Below are 17,478 nucleotides of genomic sequence, written 5' to 3' on the forward strand. Positions count from 1 at the left end.
CCCTCCTCTTTTTAATAATTGAAAAGCTTCCTTAGGGTGGCATATTATGTCTACAATTATTCATTCCCTTAATCACTGGCATGAAACTAATCAATAAAACACATGCTAGTATTCGATAAGCTAATTACTTTACATTACATTTTATGTCCCACATAATACGGATTAACCATGTAAGAAGGAGAGATATTCATGAACGAATATATATACTACAATCCAACTCGATTAGTTTTTGGTAAAAATCAAATTCAAACGCTAAAGGACGAATTAGGGAAATTCGGAAAGAAAGTCCTCGTGGTTTATGGTGGAGGAAGCATAAAACGAAACGGCTTGTTTGATGAAGTGATGAATGAGCTTAATAAGATGGATGCAGAGGTTAGTGAGCTTTCAGGTGTGGAACCAAACCCGAGAGTATCTACTGTTCGTAAAGGCGTAGAAATTTGTAAAGAAAAAGGCATCGATGTTTTATTAGCTGTTGGTGGTGGAAGTGTTATTGACTGCACAAAGGCAATCGCAGCTGGGGCTAAGTATGATGGAGACGTATGGGATATCATTACTCTACAAGCTCAAGTGGAAGATGCACTTCCTTTTGGAACAGTTCTTACGTTAGCTGCAACTGGATCTGAAATGAATTCAGGTTCTGTTATTACGAACTGGGAAACACAAGAGAAATATGGTTGGGGAAGTCCTCTTGTATTCCCTAAATTTTCAATTTTAGATCCTACTTATACGTTCTCAGTTCCTAAGGATCAAACGATTTATGGAATTGTAGATATGATGTCGCACGTATTTGAACAGTATTTCCATAACGCTACAAACACACCACTACAAGATCGCTTTGCTGAATCCATTCTATTAACAGTAATGGAAACCGCACCTAAGCTTCTAGAAGATCTTGAGAACTATGAGTTGCGTGAAACAATTCTTTACAACGGAACGATGGCACTAAACGGTACACTTCAAATGGGTGTTCGAGGTGATTGGGGAAGTCATAACATTGAACATGCTGTTTCAGCGGTCTATGATATTCCGCATGCTGGCGGCTTAGCTATTCTTTTCCCTAATTGGATGAGACATAATGTGGATACGAATGTAGCTCGCTTCAAGCAACTTGCTGTTAGAGTGTTTAACGTTGAAACAGAAGGAAAGTCCGATAAAGAAGTGGCTCTTGAAGGTATTGATCGTCTTTCTGCATTCTGGTCGTCTCTTGGAGCTCCGAATGCTCTTAAGGATTATGATATTGACGATTCAAAGCTTGACCTTATCGCAGATAAAGCGATGGCAAGAGGTGAGTTCGGTAACTTTAAGAAGCAGAATAAAGAAGATGTACTAAACATTTTAAGAATGTCTTTATAAAAGTTTCATGAAAGTGGTTGATTTTGGTTGTGGGATGCTTTCTTTCCAGAGGGCGTGCGGTGAGCCCCAGGAGTTTTTCGCACCCTCCACTGCAATCAACTTGCCTGACGAGCATGAAATAACTGTAAGCCATATAAAAAGAGGGGATCGATCCTTCTTTTTATATGGCTGCTTTTTGAATATTTCGTCTTTTGTAAAGAAACCGATTACATTTGACTGGTTTCTTGATTTGGTCCTTGTACTTGTATAAAGTGAAAGAATAATGATGTTTTAGGAGGCTTACATATGACAAAGAAACTTAGTTTTGATTATAGCAAGGCCCTTTCTTTTATTGGTCAGCATGAAGTAGATTATCTTACGGGTGCGGTAAAAACTGCTCATGAAGCAATTCATGAAAAAACCGGTGCAGGGAATGACTATCTTGGCTGGGTTGACCTTCCTGAAAACTACGACCGCGAAGAATTTAGCCGAATCGTAAAAAGTGCTGAAAAAATTAAAAGTGATTCTGATGTATTGATTGTTGTTGGAATTGGTGGCTCGTACTTAGGAGCTCGTGCAGCGATCGAAATGTTAAATCATTCATTCTACAATCTTTTATCAAAAGAAGACCGCAAGACTCCACAAGTATTCTTTGCTGGACAGAACATTTCATCGACATATGTTAAAGAACTTTTTGATGTATTAAAAGATAAAGATGTATCTGTAAATGTGATCTCTAAATCTGGGACAACGACTGAACCTGCGATTGCGTTCCGTATCTTTAGAAAGTTTTTAGAAGAAAAGTACGGTAAAGATGAGGCTCGTAAACGTATTTATGCAACTACTGACAAAGCTCAGGGTGCACTAAAAACATTAGCGAACGAAGAGGGCTATGAATCCTTTATCATCCCTGATGATGTAGGTGGACGATACTCAGTGCTGACTGCTGTTGGTCTATTACCAATCGCAGTAAGTGGAGTGAACATTGAAGAGATGATGAACGGAGCCAAAGAAGCTGCAGCTGATTTCAACAACCCAAACCTTGCAGAGAACGAAGCTTATCAATATGCTGCTGTTCGTAATGCTCTTTATAATAAAGGCAAAACCATCGAATTAATGGTAAACTACGAGCCGGGTCTTCACTATGTTTCTGAATGGTGGAAGCAGCTTTACGGTGAAAGTGAAGGAAAAGACTACAAAGGCATCTATCCAGCGTCAGTTGACTTCACTACTGATCTTCACTCAATGGGGCAATACGTGCAAGAAGGGCGACGTGACCTTTTTGAAACGGTGTTATACGTAGGTTCAGCTCGAGAAGAAATTACAATCGAAGAAGATGATCAGAATTTGGATAAACTGAATTTCTTAGCTGGTCAGACAATGGATTTTGTTAACAAGAAAGCATTCCAAGGAACAATGCTTGCTCATACAGATGGTGGAGTACCAAACTTAGTGGTAAGTATTCCTGAAATGACACCTTATCATTTTGGATATATGGTTTATTTCTTTGAAAAAGCGTGTGCGGTGAGTGGCTACTTGTTAGGTGTTAATCCATTCGACCAACCAGGAGTAGAAGCATACAAGAAGAACATGTTTGCACTTCTAGGTAAACCTGGATTTGAAAAAGAAAAAGAAGAATTAGAAAAGCGTCTATAATCATTTTTTTAAGCCTGACTCAAACATTGCTGAGTCAGGCTTTTTTTATGTTTACTTATACTAATGGTCAAATAATCTCATGTCAGATTGGATACGCTAAGAAATAGACAATAAAGGGGTGACAATGATGAAACCGATAAAAAGCAAACTTGAAAATGAGTGTTGTGCATTAAATGAAGCTGAAGATGTTTTGAAAGGGATGGGCTTTTCTTACGGCGGGAACTGGGATTATGATCACGGCTATTTCGATTATAAACTGGATGATGAAGTAGGGTATACGTTTTTGAGAATTCCTTTTCAAGCCATTGATGGTCAGTTAGATAAAAAAGATACCACTATTAAATTTGGTGAACCTTTTTTACTGGCTCACAAATATCAGGTTGGGCTCGACGACAATGCTGAGACAGGTAATATCTCAGGGAGCTTCAATCAGTTTTCAGAGCCGCAAGATCCGGATGCGACGGTTGATCAAAAGTGGATCGGGATCGCCAAAGATTTAGTGAAAAAGGTAGAAACTGCAGTATTAAATTAAAAACAGATAGACCATGACGTCTATCTGTTTTTCTTATAGTATCTCTTTTTCAAGGCTAGAAACCATCGCATGTGAAGCAAGGTTTGAAGTGTGTATAATATGGTCGGCACCAGCTCGTATTGCGTTTGAAGTTTGCTCCGTTGTTAACACTTCTGCATGAATAGATACTGTAGGGTTCAGTCCTCTGGCTGTAAGAATAGAAAGAATCGTATTCGTATCAGCTTCGTATTCCTTTAAGTTTGCATCAGCTGTAATTAAGACGGTATGAGCTTGTTTAACATGAGCCATCATCCAAGTATGATCTTCACTAGGTTTAGCATGGATAAAATGAATGCCTTCAACATATAACGGATTTTCTTTTAATGATTCATCGATTAAAACGATATGGTTGGATTTTAATTGCTCTTTTAGAGCTTGAATCGTATGTCTAGCTCTTTCGTTCCAGCCTACTATAATGAAATGATCTTTATTTTTATACATATTTTTCCCCTCTAGAAAGCGATTTTCTCTTTTAACAACAGAACTTGCCAAGTGAACAGTCAAAAAGGCAAAAAAAGACGCGCCAATGAACACAAGGAAAATAGCTAGTATCCTTACTTCAGTTGATTCAGGAGTGAAATCGCCATATCCAACTGTTCCGGCCGTAATAACTGCCCAATAAAACCCTTCAAATATAGTTGGAAATGTTTTTGTTTCTAAGAGGTGAGCTAAAATAGCGCTGGATAATAGAATGCTAAAAAGAATAATCGCAAGTCGAATCAGCATCGGCATTCTTAAGTAAGCATAATAAATAGACCGCATACAAACACTCTCCTCCTATTATCACTATTGCCATAAAAGTTTGCTGTCTATACCGAAATGAAAACAAAAACCCCAGGACTGGAGTTAGTCCTGGGGTTTGCCATTATGAAGCCTCTTCTAAAAGTGGTGGTTCTTCAATGGAAGAATCTGATGCAACTTCATTTTCTGTTGTTTGTTGTAACTCTTTAGAAACTTCAGCTTGCTCAACTTCTTGCGTGAATGCTGAAGTTGACGTAGGGCATGACTGTTCTTTTGAAGCATTTTGATGATAAGTGGTTAATGCTTGTTGTTTTAACTCAGCATCAGTGACATTTGTTGTTACTTTAATGCGAACTTCTATAACGATACCATCAATAATAATTTCAATATAAATCCAGTGCTCTTTAGGTGTTTCTTCTTTAGGCGTTTCCTCTTTAGGCGTTTCCTCTTTAGGTGTTTCCTCTTTAGGTGTTTCCTCTTTAGGTGTTTCCTCTTTAGGTGTTTCCTCTTTAGGTGTTTCTTCTTTAGGTGTCTCTTCTTTAGGTGTCTCTTCTTTAGGTGTCTCTTCTTTAGGTGTTTCTTCTTTAGGTTTTTCTTCTTTAGGTGTCTCGTCTTTAGGCTTTTCTTCCTTAGGCGTTTCTACCTTTGGAGTATCTTCCTTAGGAATGTTTTCTTTCGGAATTTCTGGTTTAGGTTTTTCCTCATTTGGTGTTTCCTGTTTCGGTTTATCCTCTACGGGTTTTACAGGTTTTGGTTTCTCTTCCTTTGGTGCTGTGACGACAGGTGTACTCTTCGTAGGTGCTTTGTGTGTATTCTTGTCCTGCTCACCACCAGAAGGAGCAGGCGTATTCACATGTTTTTCTTGCTCGTTCTTAATTGGTTTTTCGGCTGGCTTTTCTTCCTTTTTTGGTGCAGAAGGAATTTCAGCATGACTTACAGGTAATTCGAACGTTTTCTTTTTCTGAGGTTCCTGTATTTTTTCTTGAACCGGTGTTACTTCCTTCTCAACCTTTACCTCGTTACTCGAATCTTTTATATCTAAGATAGGTAGAGGCGGTTCGTATACAAGATCCTCTTTCTTGTCTTCAGAGGCATCAACTGTTTCAAGATCCTCTTTTAAAAGCTCTTTTATAGGGCCCACTTTTTCTGAAATCTCTTCTATTGTAAGAGTTGAAATTTCGTTCTTCGTAATTTTCATTCCAGACTTCTTAGCTGCTTTATAAATCGCATAATGACCAGGTGACATTTTCATCTTTTTAGATTGTTCGCGCTCTTTAGAACTCATCACGATAGTTGTCATCTCTATCGATTTCTTTTTAGCGGTCTCTGTCATCACTTCATTCACTTGTTGTTTAATTTCTTTCTCCTTATCAGCAGGTATTTCCTCAGATAAGGTTGTAGTAATCAATACCTCTTCCTTTGACTTCAGATAGCCGAGGTCTTCGCATGTATCAAAAATAAGGTCAGTTACATGTTCGATTTCTTCATTTTCCCAATCGTTCAACCGATCAAGAACCATATGACCTTGCTGATTATAAGCCAAGATATCCAGTACTCTCATTTCTTCGTCAATCTTCAATTCAAGACTTGGATCCATGTTTATGCCGACATAGGCATACGCCCCAGGTCCTGATATCGGTGCGAGTACTTGAAAGAATAAGAGAAAGATAGCCAGAGCTACGGCAGTTCCTGTTTTCCAGTTTATGAAAATAGAGAAAATAGATTTCTTGTTTTCTTGTCTTACTGGAAGACGAATTTCTTGACCGACCATATAGGCTGCATTGGTATTTTTAATCTTTTTAAATTCTCCGCCCTCTGCAAGAACGATGACATGGCGCTTGTTAACCTCTACAATAATCGCTTTGTTCATTAGTGTTTTCCTCCCGTGCCAGGAACATATTGCAGCAACACTTGATAGTTTTCTATAAAGATAAGGGTAAGAGCGGTTATGTATTCTCGCTGTTTTTTCATGGTGTGCTTTTGATGCTGTGTACTTTCGTTATGAAGAAGGGGCAACCGTTTCCACGTTAGAAAGTAATTCCGCATCTCAGGGTCTTTCGAGATTTCTTCAGCAACTTTTATGGCTTGCTGTCTGTTTTCAACATCCTTAGGAGTGCTGGAGACTAAGTGACTAAACTCTATTCCATATTCTTTTAACCGCATTTTAAAATGCGATATTTCTTTTACAGGATCTGGTTCATCCGTGGTACTTGTGCATAGACTCAACGATGAATTTGAAGACGGTGTTTCAAATGCAGGCTGCAATGATTTATTTTTTTTCGTAAACCAACGGCGGATCAATTGTTCCCCCTCCTTCCGACTAATATGTAAAATAATATATTTCAAGATAATAATAACCAAATAATTATAGTATACTTTCCTATGAAAAAATAGTGAAAAAAGTCACAAGAGTAATTGTTTATGAAGTTTGTTAGCACTCATAGATGGAAAAGCTGTGAATGGGTGATGAAGTTGAAATATAATAAGGAAGATAGAGAAAAATATAGTGAAGCGATAGATCGCATGCAAGAGGGGTTAGACAGCATGATCGATTTATACAATGAAGCAGAAGATGATGAAGAACTCATTCAATATGATGAAGAAGTAATTGCCGCAATCAGGCAAGCAAAAGAAAGCTTTGGAGATCAATTTATCAACCAAAAGATAAACACGATCGTCAAGGAAGTGCTTTCGTTCATGCAAGGGGGTCAGACCCCCGAAAAAGACAAATAGCAATTTTGTCCATCTAAAGAGGACACTTCTAAACCAATACAACCGCCTTCAGTTAGCAACTGAAGACGGTTGTATTGGTTCTTCTTATAAAACATACATAAAAATCGGAAACATGTTCCAGCAAAACCAGAGTGTGAGGATAAACAGAATAGAGATAGGAACAGAAACTGTATATTGAATCCATCTCGTCGTTTCAGAACTGAGCTGCCACACTTTACGAACAACAAGAATCAACACTGGTATGGTTAAGACGAGAAAGAACAATCGTACCCAATATTCATAAGTCACGGTATCAGATGTTAATGAGAGTAAGCTGATAAAACACACGATGCCTATTATTCCGTAAAACGGCCAGATGACTTGTTTCAACTTCTTAGAATCATGTATCGTTAGAAGATAGAAAGCAATCATGCAGATAATGGTGAATACGATCATTATAGACCTCCTAATTTGTTATCTTATACTCTATTCTTTGTTTCTATTTTTTATGAGATTACGATGCAATCAACCATTTTTTTGAAGAGAGTTTCTAGCAATTAAGATGATACGTAAAAGAAAGGTGATAAGAATGAAAATCGCAGTTATTAACGGCAGCTCTAGAGAACATGGTAACACGGAAGCACTGACTCAAAAGGCATTAGACAACATTCAGCATACTTCTTTTTACCTCAAAAACTTCAAAATCAATCCTATAGATGATCTACGCCATGATGCAGGCGGATTTGTTAAGGTAGATGATGACTACGAGGAATTGATCAAAGAGATTCTACAATATGACGTACTTATTTTTGCTACACCTGTTTATTGGTATGGAATGAGTGGGATCATGAAAAACTTTGTAGATCGGTTCTCAGAGAGTTTACGAGACGAAACCTTAAACTTTAAGAAAACCATGGGCGATAAAAAAGCTTATGTTATTACAGTAGGGGGAGACCATCCTCGAATAAAAGCACTGCCCTTGATTCAGCAATTTCAATATATATTCGACTTTTTAGGTACAGAATTTGTTGGTTATTTAATAGGAGAAGCAAATGCACCTGAGGAGATATTAGCTGACTCAAAAAGCTTGGGAGATGCTAAATCATTTAAGACAGCTTTATCGAAGCACACTGAGAAATAATCAGTGTGCTTTTGTATTTTAATTATTATAGGTCTTCAAAAGGTTTTCTTCAAAATGTTCACTTGATGGATTGTTATTCACTAGAGAACCTGTTCTATTCAAATCTAAGTCTTAATTGGTAATCTTTGATCTGAATCCAAAAAGAGGAAAATAACTCTTGTGTTTTTTTGTATTTAATAGAAAAATAGAGAAAAGGCATTTCTTGTAAATACTTTAAAAATAATTCAACAAGGATGTAGAACATGCGAGAGACTTCGTTTGAATTACAAAATACAAAACAAATGATGCATACGTTCTATGAAGCGGTTAATAATGGGATTATCGTTATAGAACCATGTGGCACAATTCTTTACGCCAATACAAAAGCGTATGGCATGTTAAGATTGTCTGATTCTGAAGTAGAAGGCTCATATGTATATGAGTTGCCATTTTTTATAACAGATTCAAACAAAAAGAAATGGTCACTTCAAGAAGCTTACATTCAACATGAGAAAAACAAAAAAGCAGAATATCAGATCGAAATAGATTTAATCTGTGAAAACACGGGCTATTCTTCTTCGTTGTCTGTTTCTATCATTCCTCTTAAAGATAATGTGTGTGATCTATCTGTCATTACACTAACGGATAACCAGGAGCTAAAACGTACGGAAAAAAAATTGAATCGCAGTCAGCAGCGCTTTAACTCGCTTGTCGACTCAATGGAAGACACTGTTTTTACGTTAGATACAAATTTTGTACATACTGGCATCTATGGAAGATGGATGGAGAAACACGGTGTTAAGCCATCCTACTTCTTAGGCAAGACCGTTCGCGAAGTTTTTGGCGCTGAGATTGCTGATGGTCAAGAAAAGGCATGTCGTCTTGTTTTGCAAGGCAAATCTCAATTTTATGAGTGGAGTAATGTGCGTGATGGTGAACGTCTCTATTATCAGGCTATCCTATCTCCAATTAATAATGACCAAGGTCAAGTGGAAGGAATTGTAGGTGTTTCTAGAGATATCACCCAAAGCAAGAGGATGGAACTAGGACTACGAGAAAGTGAAGAGAGGTTCCGTCAGTTTGCTGAAAATGCAAAAGACATCTTTTGGATGCAAGATTATAAAACGCATCAGCTACTTTACATATCAAAGGCTTTTAAGCAAATTTGGGATGTCGAAGAAACGGAGCTGATTGAATCTGTTTTTACAGACGTTCACTCGGAAGATCAAGAAGCTGTTTCAACGTTCATCAAATTAATCGCGCAAGGTGAATCACAGATTGAATACCGGATACATGGGAAAAATAACAGAGTCCGTTGGATCAGAACAAGAGCATTTCCGATCACCAATGACGATGAAGAGATCTATCGCATAGCAGGTATTTCAGAAGATATTACAGATTTAAAAGAAAAAGAAGAATTGCTCAGAAAATCAGATAAACTCACGGTCGTTGGTGAGCTTGCGGCAGGAATCGCTCATGAGATTCGTAATCCGCTAACAAGTATCAAAGGATTCGTCCAACTTATGAAAGCAGACATGGAAGATCTTCATAGTGAAATCATCTTGTCTGAGATGGATCGGATTGAATCGATCATTACTGAATTTTTAGTATTAGCTAAACCGCACCAGGAAACTTTTTTTCAGCAGAGAAACGTAAATGATTTTATTAAACAGACGATAACGCTGTTGGATTCAGAGGCGAACCTTAATAACGTTCAATTCGAGACGCACTTAATGAACGTTCCTCAGATTCTTTGTGAAGGAAATCAAATTAAACAAGTAATCATTAATGTGATTAAGAATGCGATCGAATCTATGAATGGCGGCGGCACCATCTTTGTAGAAACAGGAGCACATGATGAAGGCTATGTCTTTATTAAAGTTACTGACCAAGGAGTGGGAATCGGCGAAGAGCGACTTGCAAGACTTGGAGAACCTTTCTATTCCAATAAAGAAAAAGGCATAGGGTTGGGACTAATGGTATCTTTGAAGATCATTGAAAATCATCATGGAAATATTACATTTGAAAGTATGTTAGATATTGGAACCACGGTTACAATATTGCTGCCGACTAAACTTTTGCCATAAAGATTTGATAATGCGCATTTCAGTATATCTGAAATGCGCATTTTTTTGCTTGCTAAATAAGTGTTTACGAGTTTTTTGTAAAGGGTAACCATATACAAGATGCATGAAAAATCTGATCTTTTTGATAGGTGGGAATTCACGTAAAATTGAGAACATTTCCAATTCATGCTACCCTTGTCTAGTAGGGGAATCTACAAAATGGGATATTCAAGGAGGATAAGAATGAAAGATTTCAAAAAGAAGATTGGGATGTTAGCTGTCGTTTTTTCAATGTTTGTACTAGCTGCATGTGGCAGTAGTGAATCAAGTGACGGGGGTCCAGAATTAAAGAACGAAGGTGAATTTAACTTTATCGTATCAGGAGAGTTTCCGCCTTTCAGCTCGGTTGATAAGGGAGGGGAACTAACAGGCTTTGATGTTGCAGTCGGTGAGGCGATTGCTAAAGAACTTGGTCTAAAGCCTGTTCCAGAGAAGTTTAAATTCCACGGCGCTGTTTCCGCTATTAAGGCAGATCGTTTTGACGCAGCAGTGGCAAGCCATACAATCACTGAAGACCGCAAGAAAGCAGTGAATTTTAGCGAGCCTTATTATTACTCAGGTCCGGTAATCTTTACAAGACCAGACAGTGATATTAAAACAAAAGAAGATTTAAAAGGAAAAGAAGTTGCTGTTTCAAAAGGCTCTACCTATGAAAAATCTGCACAAGAATTTACAGATCAAATTAAAAACTATGACAGTGATGCTACAGCATTGCGTGCTTTGAGCGAAGGAAAACATGATGCGGTTATTACTGATGCTATCACTGGTAAACAAGCGATCGAAAAAGGATTTAAAATCGTCGAACAAGAGCAGCTTGGTACGAGTGAACAAGCGATTGCTATTAAAAAAGAAGATAAAGAATTGCTAAAAGCGGTTAATAAAGCATTAAAGAAAATGAAGGATAACGGTGAGCTCGCGAAGCTTAGTGAAGAATACGTCGGTGCTGATATCACGAAGAAGCCTGAATAATGGTGGAGCCGCCCTCATGAGGTTACGTGCAGGGTGGCTTTCTTTTATCCATACATTCGATCACACACCATTAACAAAGAGAATAAAAAGGGGAGGACAATGGCATGTTTGATCTCGCACACATTTTAGACGTATTAGTAGAAAGTTATCCGCTCTTCATGAAGGGACTTTTGATCACTCTACAACTTACCTTTGTATCTATTTTAATCGGTACGGGGATTGGACTTGTTTTTGCATTATTTAAAATCTCTGGAATTAAAGTCCTGAATTGGATCGCGAATATTTATATTGCACTCATTCGTGGTACACCTTTGATCGTACAGATTTTCATCTTTTACTTTGGTCTAGCAGAGTTAGGTATTTCTGCTTTTTGGTCTGCGGCATTTGGTCTTGCTATGCATAATGGAGCTTATATTGCAGAGATCTTCAGAGGTTCTATTCAATCGGTTGATAAGGGACAAATGGAAGCAGGACGCTCTTTAGGGATGACTTATGGATTGGCAATGAGAAGAATCATCCTGCCGCAAGCTTTTAAACGAGCACTACCTCCTCTAGGCAACCAGTTTATTATCGGTCTGAAGGATTCATCACTAGCATCCTTTATTGCCCTTAACGAGTTGTTCAGTATAGCAACGACACAGGGATCGAGGACATTTGATGAGATGACCTACCTGATTATTGTTGGTCTATACTATCTAATACTCGTTCTACTTTTCACATTACTTGTTAATCTGTTAGAAAAGAAACTATCAGCTGGGGAATAGGAGGTGTCTGAGTTGAAAAAAGAAATGATACGCATTGAAAACTTAAAGAAGAGTTTTGGAGATTTAGAAGTATTAAAAGAAGTGAATCTTAACGTACAAGAGAGCGAAGTGGTCGTCTTAATTGGTGCAAGTGGTTCTGGAAAAAGCACGCTGCTTCGATGCATTAATTTTCTAGAGATTAAAAATGGTGGTAAGATCGTCATCGAAGAGGAAGAAATCGATCCGAAAACACATAACTTAAACGAAGTACGTCAAAAAGTAGGGATGGTTTTTCAGCACTTTAACTTGTTTCCTCACAAAACCGTATTGGAAAATGTGATGGAAGCTCCTCTAAATGTGAAAAATCAAAATAAATCAGAAGCAGAACAGGATGCAAAAGCTTTACTAGGGAAAGTTGGTCTTTCTGATAAAGCAGATGTCTATCCAGCGAAGTTATCGGGTGGACAGAAGCAGCGTGTTGCTATTGCAAGAGCGCTTGCGATGAAACCAGATATCATGCTTTTTGATGAACCGACATCAGCACTCGATCCAGAACTTGTAGGAGAAGTGCTCGCCACAATGAAAGAGCTAGCGCAAGAAGGGATGACGATGGTCGTTGTAACTCATGAGATGGGCTTTGCAAAAGAAGTTGCAGACGAGGTCGTATACATGCACGATGGACAAATCTGGGAAAAAGGAAAGCCAGAAGAGATTTTTGATGCCCCGAAAGAAGAGCGAACGAAAGACTTTTTAAGCTCTATTCTATAATGAAACAAAAAAGGTGCAGCGTTTATGCTGCGCCTTTTAATGTCTGTTTTGAATGGTGGGAGTTTGAATATTTTTTCCTTTTCGTTCTTGTATCAGAAGAACAGCACCCAGTACAAATATAATACCGATACTCTGAACAATGGATATGGATTCTTTGTATAGCATCATTCCCATTAAGGTAGCTACAACCGGTTCAATAGTAGATACAATAGCTGCTTTACTAGCATCCATCTGTTTTAAGCCTTGTGTATAGAACCAGTAGGCAAATACGGTTGGAAAAAGGCCGAGTCCGATAACGTTCATTAAAACGGATGGGCGAAATACTTGGATATTAGTAGAAGTCATATCGCTGATCGGAAATAGAGCAAGCATCGCAAAGAAAAAAGTGTAGATGCTGATAGTGAGCGTTTCATATTTTCGACTCGCTAACTTTCCAAAAATACTGTAGAGCGAATAGCCAAAGCCGGCTCCTAGACCAATCAGAAGACTAGTAATCGATAGTTCCAATTGAGCGGAGAACAGACCTGATACGAGTGTACATCCAATGAAAGTAGCGGTAAGGGCTAGCAGCTTCTGATGAGTTAATTTTTCTTTAAATACGATACTAGAGATTACAAGCACAAAAGCTGGAGCCGTATACAAAAGAATAGCTGCAATGGCGAGTGATGACGTTTGTATCGTCGTAAAATAACACCAATTAAAGAAGGAAACACTTAATATCCCGGTACCTAAGAAATACCAAGTATCCTTTAACTTGATTTTGAGTAGAGCAGGATTTTTTATAACAATCCATGCAAGGAATAGTAGAAAAGCACTGATAGCTCGTAAAAAGACAATCTGTAACGAAGTAAAACCGGCAAGCGAAAGTTCTTTAACGAAAAAGCCGATGATGCCCCAAAGAGATGCGCCTATCGCTACATATAGAAAAGCAAGTTTCGTTTGATAAGGCAAATTGGTTCATCCCCTAAAAAAATAATCTTAATCCTACTGAAACTCTAACAAAAAACACCTTTACTGTATATCACAATAAAGGTGTTTCGGAGTTTCTTTTATTATTCCATCTTATGCTTTATCTTTTCTACTTCCTCTTCTTCCTCTTTCACGATATTATCATCAATGTCTTCTTTAAAAGCAAAAGAAAGTAACAATGATACTAATATACCTCCGCCGATCAAGTTACCAATCGTAGCAGGAATTAAATTAAGAAGTATAAATTCATACCAACTGTATTCAAAGCCTTCTAAAACGGTAATGCTGAAATACCCCATGTTGGCCACGGCATGTTGAAAATTTCCTGCTTCAAAGATAATTACAGGTAAAAGAATTCCAAAAATTTTACCCATTACATCACGTGCAGCTGTTGCGAGAACGGCTGCAATACCGATCAGCCAGTTGGCAAGAATACCAGAGAATAATACTTGAAACCAACCCCATGTTCCTCGTTCAGTGAACTCCATCTTTTTTTCCATGAACTTTAGTAGGGTTTCATAAAACTCTTTGTCTAATGAACCTGACATATTTAGAAGGAACCCAACAAATAATGCTCCTAAAAAGTTACCAATATAACAGATCCCCCAAAATCGCAGAACCTTTTTACTGATCCAATACTTGCTTTGTAGAATATAGCTTGGAAGTAACACATTAATTTCCGTAAAAAGAATAGATCCTGATAGAAAAATCATAGTATAGCCGATCGCGAATCCAACACCTGATAACAGGTTATAGGTACCAGTTGTGTCTACTCCCATAGATAACAAAACAGAACCTAGTGCACCAAATGCGATAAATGCTCCTGCCATAAAAGATAAAATGAATTGAGCTAAGTTTGTAATCTGTAAAGAAGCTTTGCCTTCTTCAATAAAATACTCAATAATCTGTACTGGAAAAAAGTATTGCCGATCTGGAATATCAGCTTTTTTGTTATTTTTGTTGTCCTGATTCTCTTTCATTTTTGCATTCCCTCTTATTATGTCATCCTCGTCCTACTACTCTTCCCATAATTCGAAGTAAGCAAAACCACATATGATGAAATTTATACAACAAATCTTATTATTTACTTTTAAATACCAAATTTATATGAAAATCGACTTAATTATGGTAAACAAATTGAAATATTAAAGGTGACTATCCTCATGCGAAGCCGTGCTAATCCTTATCTATACTATTAATATATTCAAATAATTTTAGAGTGTATTGAAAGGAGAGAACAGATTGAAAAAAGGTCTAGTGTTGTTTATGGGGATATTACTTGGGAGCTTATCATTTTGGAGTTACAAGGGAGAAGCAGCAAGCTATGTAAATCCAAATCAAACGTATACATATGAAACGATGACGAGTAACATCAAGACACTTGCCCAAAAATACCCGGGGTTAGTCCAATATCGATCCATTGGAAAAACGCCTTATGGCAGAGACATCTGGGCTGTTAAGCTAGGGAGAGGTGATGCGACGGTTTTATACAATGCATCACATCATGCAAGAGAGTGGATGACAACAAATATCGTGATGGAAATGATCGATCAATATAGTGAACGCTATGTCTCCAACGGTACGATGGACGGCTATAATGTTGCAAACGTATTAAACAATACGTCGATCTGGTTCGTACCGATGACGAACCCAGATGGTGTCGTACTTCAGCAAAAAGGATTGTCCGCTTTTCCTACATCAGCTCATGCCAATCTCATTAAGATGAATGGTGGAAGCAAAGATTTTAAAAGATGGAAGTCGAATGCCCAAGGGGTTGATCTGAACAGACAATATCCTGCGCGTTGGGAACAGATATCAAATAATGCAAAAGCTCCTTCTTATAAAGATTACAAAGGTAGCGCTCCCCTTGTAACGAAGGAAGCAAAAGCGGTGTCGGCTCTCACTTATCTAGTAGACCCGGAAATTACGAACTCCTACCACACAGCTGGAAGAATACTATACTACCATTTCAATTATGGAACCAACACCTTTGAAGGGGACAAAACCCTCGGTACAACTCTTGCCAACATGACAGGGTATCGACTAATCCCTCCTGATACACAGTTATCAAGTGGTGGTGGATACAAAGACTGGTTCATTCAAACCTTCAAACGTCCTGGTTTTACGTTTGAACTAGCTCCATATGCAGGAGAGACGAATCCGCCAATCACGATTATTAATGAAGAATGGACAAGGAACAAAAAAGCAGGACTTTATATGGCAGTAGAAGGGGATAAGCGTTGGGAGAAACGTATAACACCAGTGACCAAAACCATCACTCTTACTCAAAAAGTTCCTTTGCATGACCGTCCTCATGTAAACCACAAAATGGCTGCAGCCAGTCTGTATCCAGGAACGTATAAAGCGAATGCAGCGTATGGAAACTTTTATCGCATCCAAACCATACTTGGACCAAAATGGATCGTTAAATAAAACATAAAGAAAAAACTGCTCTCTAGAATTTGCTAGAGAGCAGTTTTTTCTATGCGCTGATCGTGTGAGATGAATCCACTTTCGGTTCTGGAACAAACATAAGAATCGTAATGCCGATGATAAAAAGAACGACAAGACTGAACACGGCACTAGCAGAATTACCGGTAACTTGAGCGGTTACGGCGATTAACAACGGCCCCATAATGGAGGCGAACTTGCCGAAAATATTATAAAAGCCAAAGAATTCGTTCGAGTTTTCTTTCGGAACCAATTTAGCAAAATAAGCACGGCTTAGCGCTTGAATTCCACCTTGAGACGTAGCAACTAGCATCGCTAAAATCCAGAAATCCATTGTTGTTTTTAAGAAATAAGCATAAATACAAACGATAATGTAGACCACTATTCCAACGTAAAGCATCTTCTTACCTGTAAATCTTTCTGCTAACCTTCCGTATAGAATGGCAAAAGGGGCAGCGACCACCTGTGTTACAAAAAGGATGATTAAAAGGTTAGTAGAACTGATTCCAAGATCTGAACCATAAGCGGTGGACATCGTTATGATGGTCCCGACGCCATCGATATAAAAGAAATAGGCGAGCAGAAATAAAAATAGAGCCCGATACTTTCTTATTTCTTTCATTGTTTTACCTAAACGTTTAAAGCTGTTGATCAAAGGTTTCGGCTCTCGTTCGATACCGTACTTCTGATAAACGTTCTTCAGCATAGGAATCGTAAATATCCCCCACCATATCGCAGTGATCAAAAACGCAATCTTGCTAGCTAGAGTAGTTGAGATCGGCAGAACTTCATTTTGTGCCAACACGATAATTGCGATACTGATCAAAAAAGGAATTGTGCTCCCGATGTATCCTAATCCAAATCCTCTTGATGACACTCTGTTCATTCTTTCTTCTGTTGTTACATCGGTTATAAAAGCATCATAAAAGACATTAGATCCGCTAGAGCCGATTGCAGTTAATGTATAAAAAATTAATAATAAGAGCCATTGATCACTTGGAATAAAAGCTAATGATGCGGTAGAAATAAGTCCAAGTGCGAAAAAGAAAGTGAAGAATCGCTTCTTTAATCCTTTATAATCAGCAATTGTTCCTAGTACGGGGCTAAGCATCGCTAATATGAACGTAGCAATCGCGATCGTATAACCCAAATAAGCGGTTGAATCCGACGAGCTGACTCCTGCATTTGTGGCAGCTGCTTTAAAGAACAAAGGAAATACAGCTGTTGAGATAATAATTGAATACGCTGAGTTTGCCCAATCATAATACATCCAGCTATTCTCTTCTTTCGTAAACCGTTTCATAGGTTTTGTCCTCTCTA

The 17,478-nt window shown here is 38.1% G+C and carries 17 protein-coding genes; 10 read left to right on the top strand and 7 right to left on the bottom strand.

The genetic code is table 11. The annotated features are described in order from the left end of the window. Positions 1 to 189 precede the first annotated feature (189 nt). The 3 genes from IHV09_RS19930 to IHV09_RS19940 all read left to right on the top strand — a co-directional run bounded on the left by IHV09_RS19930 (position 190) and on the right by IHV09_RS19940 (position 3,520). Positions 190 to 1,353 (top strand): iron-containing alcohol dehydrogenase, encoded by a 1,164-nt coding sequence (locus IHV09_RS19930; protein WP_197131966.1) that lies wholly within the window; start codon positions 190 to 192, stop codon positions 1,351 to 1,353. A 285-nt stretch (positions 1,354 to 1,638) separates the two neighbouring features. Next, positions 1,639 to 2,988 carry a glucose-6-phosphate isomerase gene (locus IHV09_RS19935; RefSeq protein ID WP_197265320.1) on the top strand — a complete coding sequence of 450 codons (1,350 nt, stop codon included), beginning with the start codon at positions 1,639 to 1,641 and terminating at the stop codon, positions 2,986 to 2,988. Positions 2,989 to 3,115: 127 nt separating this feature from the next. Continuing rightward, the gene (locus IHV09_RS19940) at positions 3,116 to 3,520 is read left to right on the top strand and encodes a YugN-like family protein (RefSeq protein WP_197265321.1); all 405 of its coding nucleotides are present in this window, start codon (positions 3,116 to 3,118) and stop codon (positions 3,518 to 3,520) included. A gap of 33 nt (positions 3,521 to 3,553) precedes the next feature. Here IHV09_RS19940 and IHV09_RS19945 read toward each other — a convergent pair whose 3' ends face one another. The 3 genes from IHV09_RS19945 to IHV09_RS19955 form a co-directional block, all read right to left on the bottom strand. Continuing rightward, complete coding sequence (locus IHV09_RS19945; RefSeq protein ID WP_197265322.1) at positions 3,554 to 4,321, bottom strand: potassium channel family protein; 768 nt, start codon at positions 4,319 to 4,321, stop codon at positions 3,554 to 3,556. Between the two features lie 103 nt (positions 4,322 to 4,424). Then, positions 4,425 to 6,170: an anti-sigma-I factor RsgI family protein gene (locus IHV09_RS19950; RefSeq protein ID WP_197265323.1), complete on the bottom strand. Its 1,746-nt coding sequence runs from the start codon at positions 6,168 to 6,170 to the stop codon at positions 4,425 to 4,427. Beyond that, positions 6,170 to 6,601 (bottom strand): hypothetical protein, encoded by a 432-nt coding sequence (locus tag IHV09_RS19955; RefSeq protein WP_197131956.1) that lies wholly within the window; start codon positions 6,599 to 6,601, stop codon positions 6,170 to 6,172. The genes IHV09_RS19950 and IHV09_RS19955 overlap by 1 nt, the downstream gene beginning before the upstream one ends. 120 nt (positions 6,602 to 6,721) lie before the next feature. On the opposite strand from IHV09_RS19955, the gene IHV09_RS19960 reads away from it, so the two are divergent. Then, positions 6,722 to 7,033, top strand: coding sequence for a hypothetical protein (locus IHV09_RS19960; RefSeq protein ID WP_370569007.1), 312 nt, complete (start codon positions 6,722 to 6,724; stop codon positions 7,031 to 7,033). Between the two features lie 84 nt (positions 7,034 to 7,117). Here IHV09_RS19960 and IHV09_RS19965 read toward each other — a convergent pair whose 3' ends face one another. Continuing rightward, positions 7,118 to 7,468: a hypothetical protein gene (locus IHV09_RS19965; protein WP_197189652.1), complete on the bottom strand. Its 351-nt coding sequence runs from the start codon at positions 7,466 to 7,468 to the stop codon at positions 7,118 to 7,120. A gap of 139 nt (positions 7,469 to 7,607) precedes the next feature. Here IHV09_RS19965 and IHV09_RS19970 point away from each other — a divergent pair, with 139 nt between their 5' ends. From IHV09_RS19970 to IHV09_RS19990, 5 genes are all read left to right on the top strand, one after another. After that, positions 7,608 to 8,153: a flavodoxin family protein gene (locus tag IHV09_RS19970; protein WP_197190336.1), complete on the top strand. Its 546-nt coding sequence runs from the start codon at positions 7,608 to 7,610 to the stop codon at positions 8,151 to 8,153. Positions 8,154 to 8,395: 242 nt separating this feature from the next. Then, on the top strand, positions 8,396 to 10,219 hold the full coding sequence (locus IHV09_RS19975) for a PAS domain-containing sensor histidine kinase (RefSeq protein WP_197265324.1): 1,824 nt from the start codon (positions 8,396 to 8,398) through the stop codon (positions 10,217 to 10,219). Positions 10,220 to 10,441: 222 nt separating this feature from the next. Continuing rightward, positions 10,442 to 11,227, top strand: a complete 786-nt coding sequence (locus IHV09_RS19980; RefSeq protein WP_197131949.1) for a transporter substrate-binding domain-containing protein — start codon at positions 10,442 to 10,444, stop codon at positions 11,225 to 11,227. 104 nt (positions 11,228 to 11,331) lie between these two features. Next, positions 11,332 to 11,991 carry an amino acid ABC transporter permease gene (locus IHV09_RS19985; protein WP_197131947.1) on the top strand — a complete coding sequence of 220 codons (660 nt, stop codon included), beginning with the start codon at positions 11,332 to 11,334 and terminating at the stop codon, positions 11,989 to 11,991. Between the two features lie 24 nt (positions 11,992 to 12,015). Further along, positions 12,016 to 12,738, top strand: a complete 723-nt coding sequence (locus IHV09_RS19990) for an amino acid ABC transporter ATP-binding protein (RefSeq protein WP_197265340.1) — start codon at positions 12,016 to 12,018, stop codon at positions 12,736 to 12,738. A 36-nt stretch (positions 12,739 to 12,774) separates the two neighbouring features. On the opposite strand, the gene IHV09_RS19995 is transcribed toward IHV09_RS19990, so the two are convergent. Beyond that, positions 12,775 to 13,689 carry a DMT family transporter gene (locus tag IHV09_RS19995; protein ID WP_197265325.1) on the bottom strand — a complete coding sequence of 305 codons (915 nt, stop codon included), beginning with the start codon at positions 13,687 to 13,689 and terminating at the stop codon, positions 12,775 to 12,777. A 101-nt stretch (positions 13,690 to 13,790) separates the two neighbouring features. Beyond that, positions 13,791 to 14,687: a formate/nitrite transporter family protein gene (locus tag IHV09_RS20000; RefSeq protein ID WP_197131941.1), complete on the bottom strand. Its 897-nt coding sequence runs from the start codon at positions 14,685 to 14,687 to the stop codon at positions 13,791 to 13,793. A gap of 262 nt (positions 14,688 to 14,949) precedes the next feature. On the opposite strand from IHV09_RS20000, the gene IHV09_RS20005 reads away from it, so the two are divergent. Continuing rightward, positions 14,950 to 16,140, top strand: coding sequence for a M14 family zinc carboxypeptidase (locus IHV09_RS20005; RefSeq protein ID WP_197189650.1), 1,191 nt, complete (start codon positions 14,950 to 14,952; stop codon positions 16,138 to 16,140). 49 nt (positions 16,141 to 16,189) lie between these two features. Here the strand turns inward: IHV09_RS20005 and IHV09_RS20010 are convergent, their stop codons facing one another. Continuing rightward, positions 16,190 to 17,461 carry an MFS transporter gene (locus IHV09_RS20010; protein ID WP_197131935.1) on the bottom strand — a complete coding sequence of 424 codons (1,272 nt, stop codon included), beginning with the start codon at positions 17,459 to 17,461 and terminating at the stop codon, positions 16,190 to 16,192. Between the last annotated feature and the right edge of the window lie 17 nt (positions 17,462 to 17,478).

The organism is Fictibacillus sp. 23RED33, from assembly GCF_015903925.1.
Taxonomy (GTDB): domain Bacteria; phylum Bacillota; class Bacilli; order Bacillales; family Fictibacillaceae; genus Fictibacillus; species Fictibacillus phosphorivorans.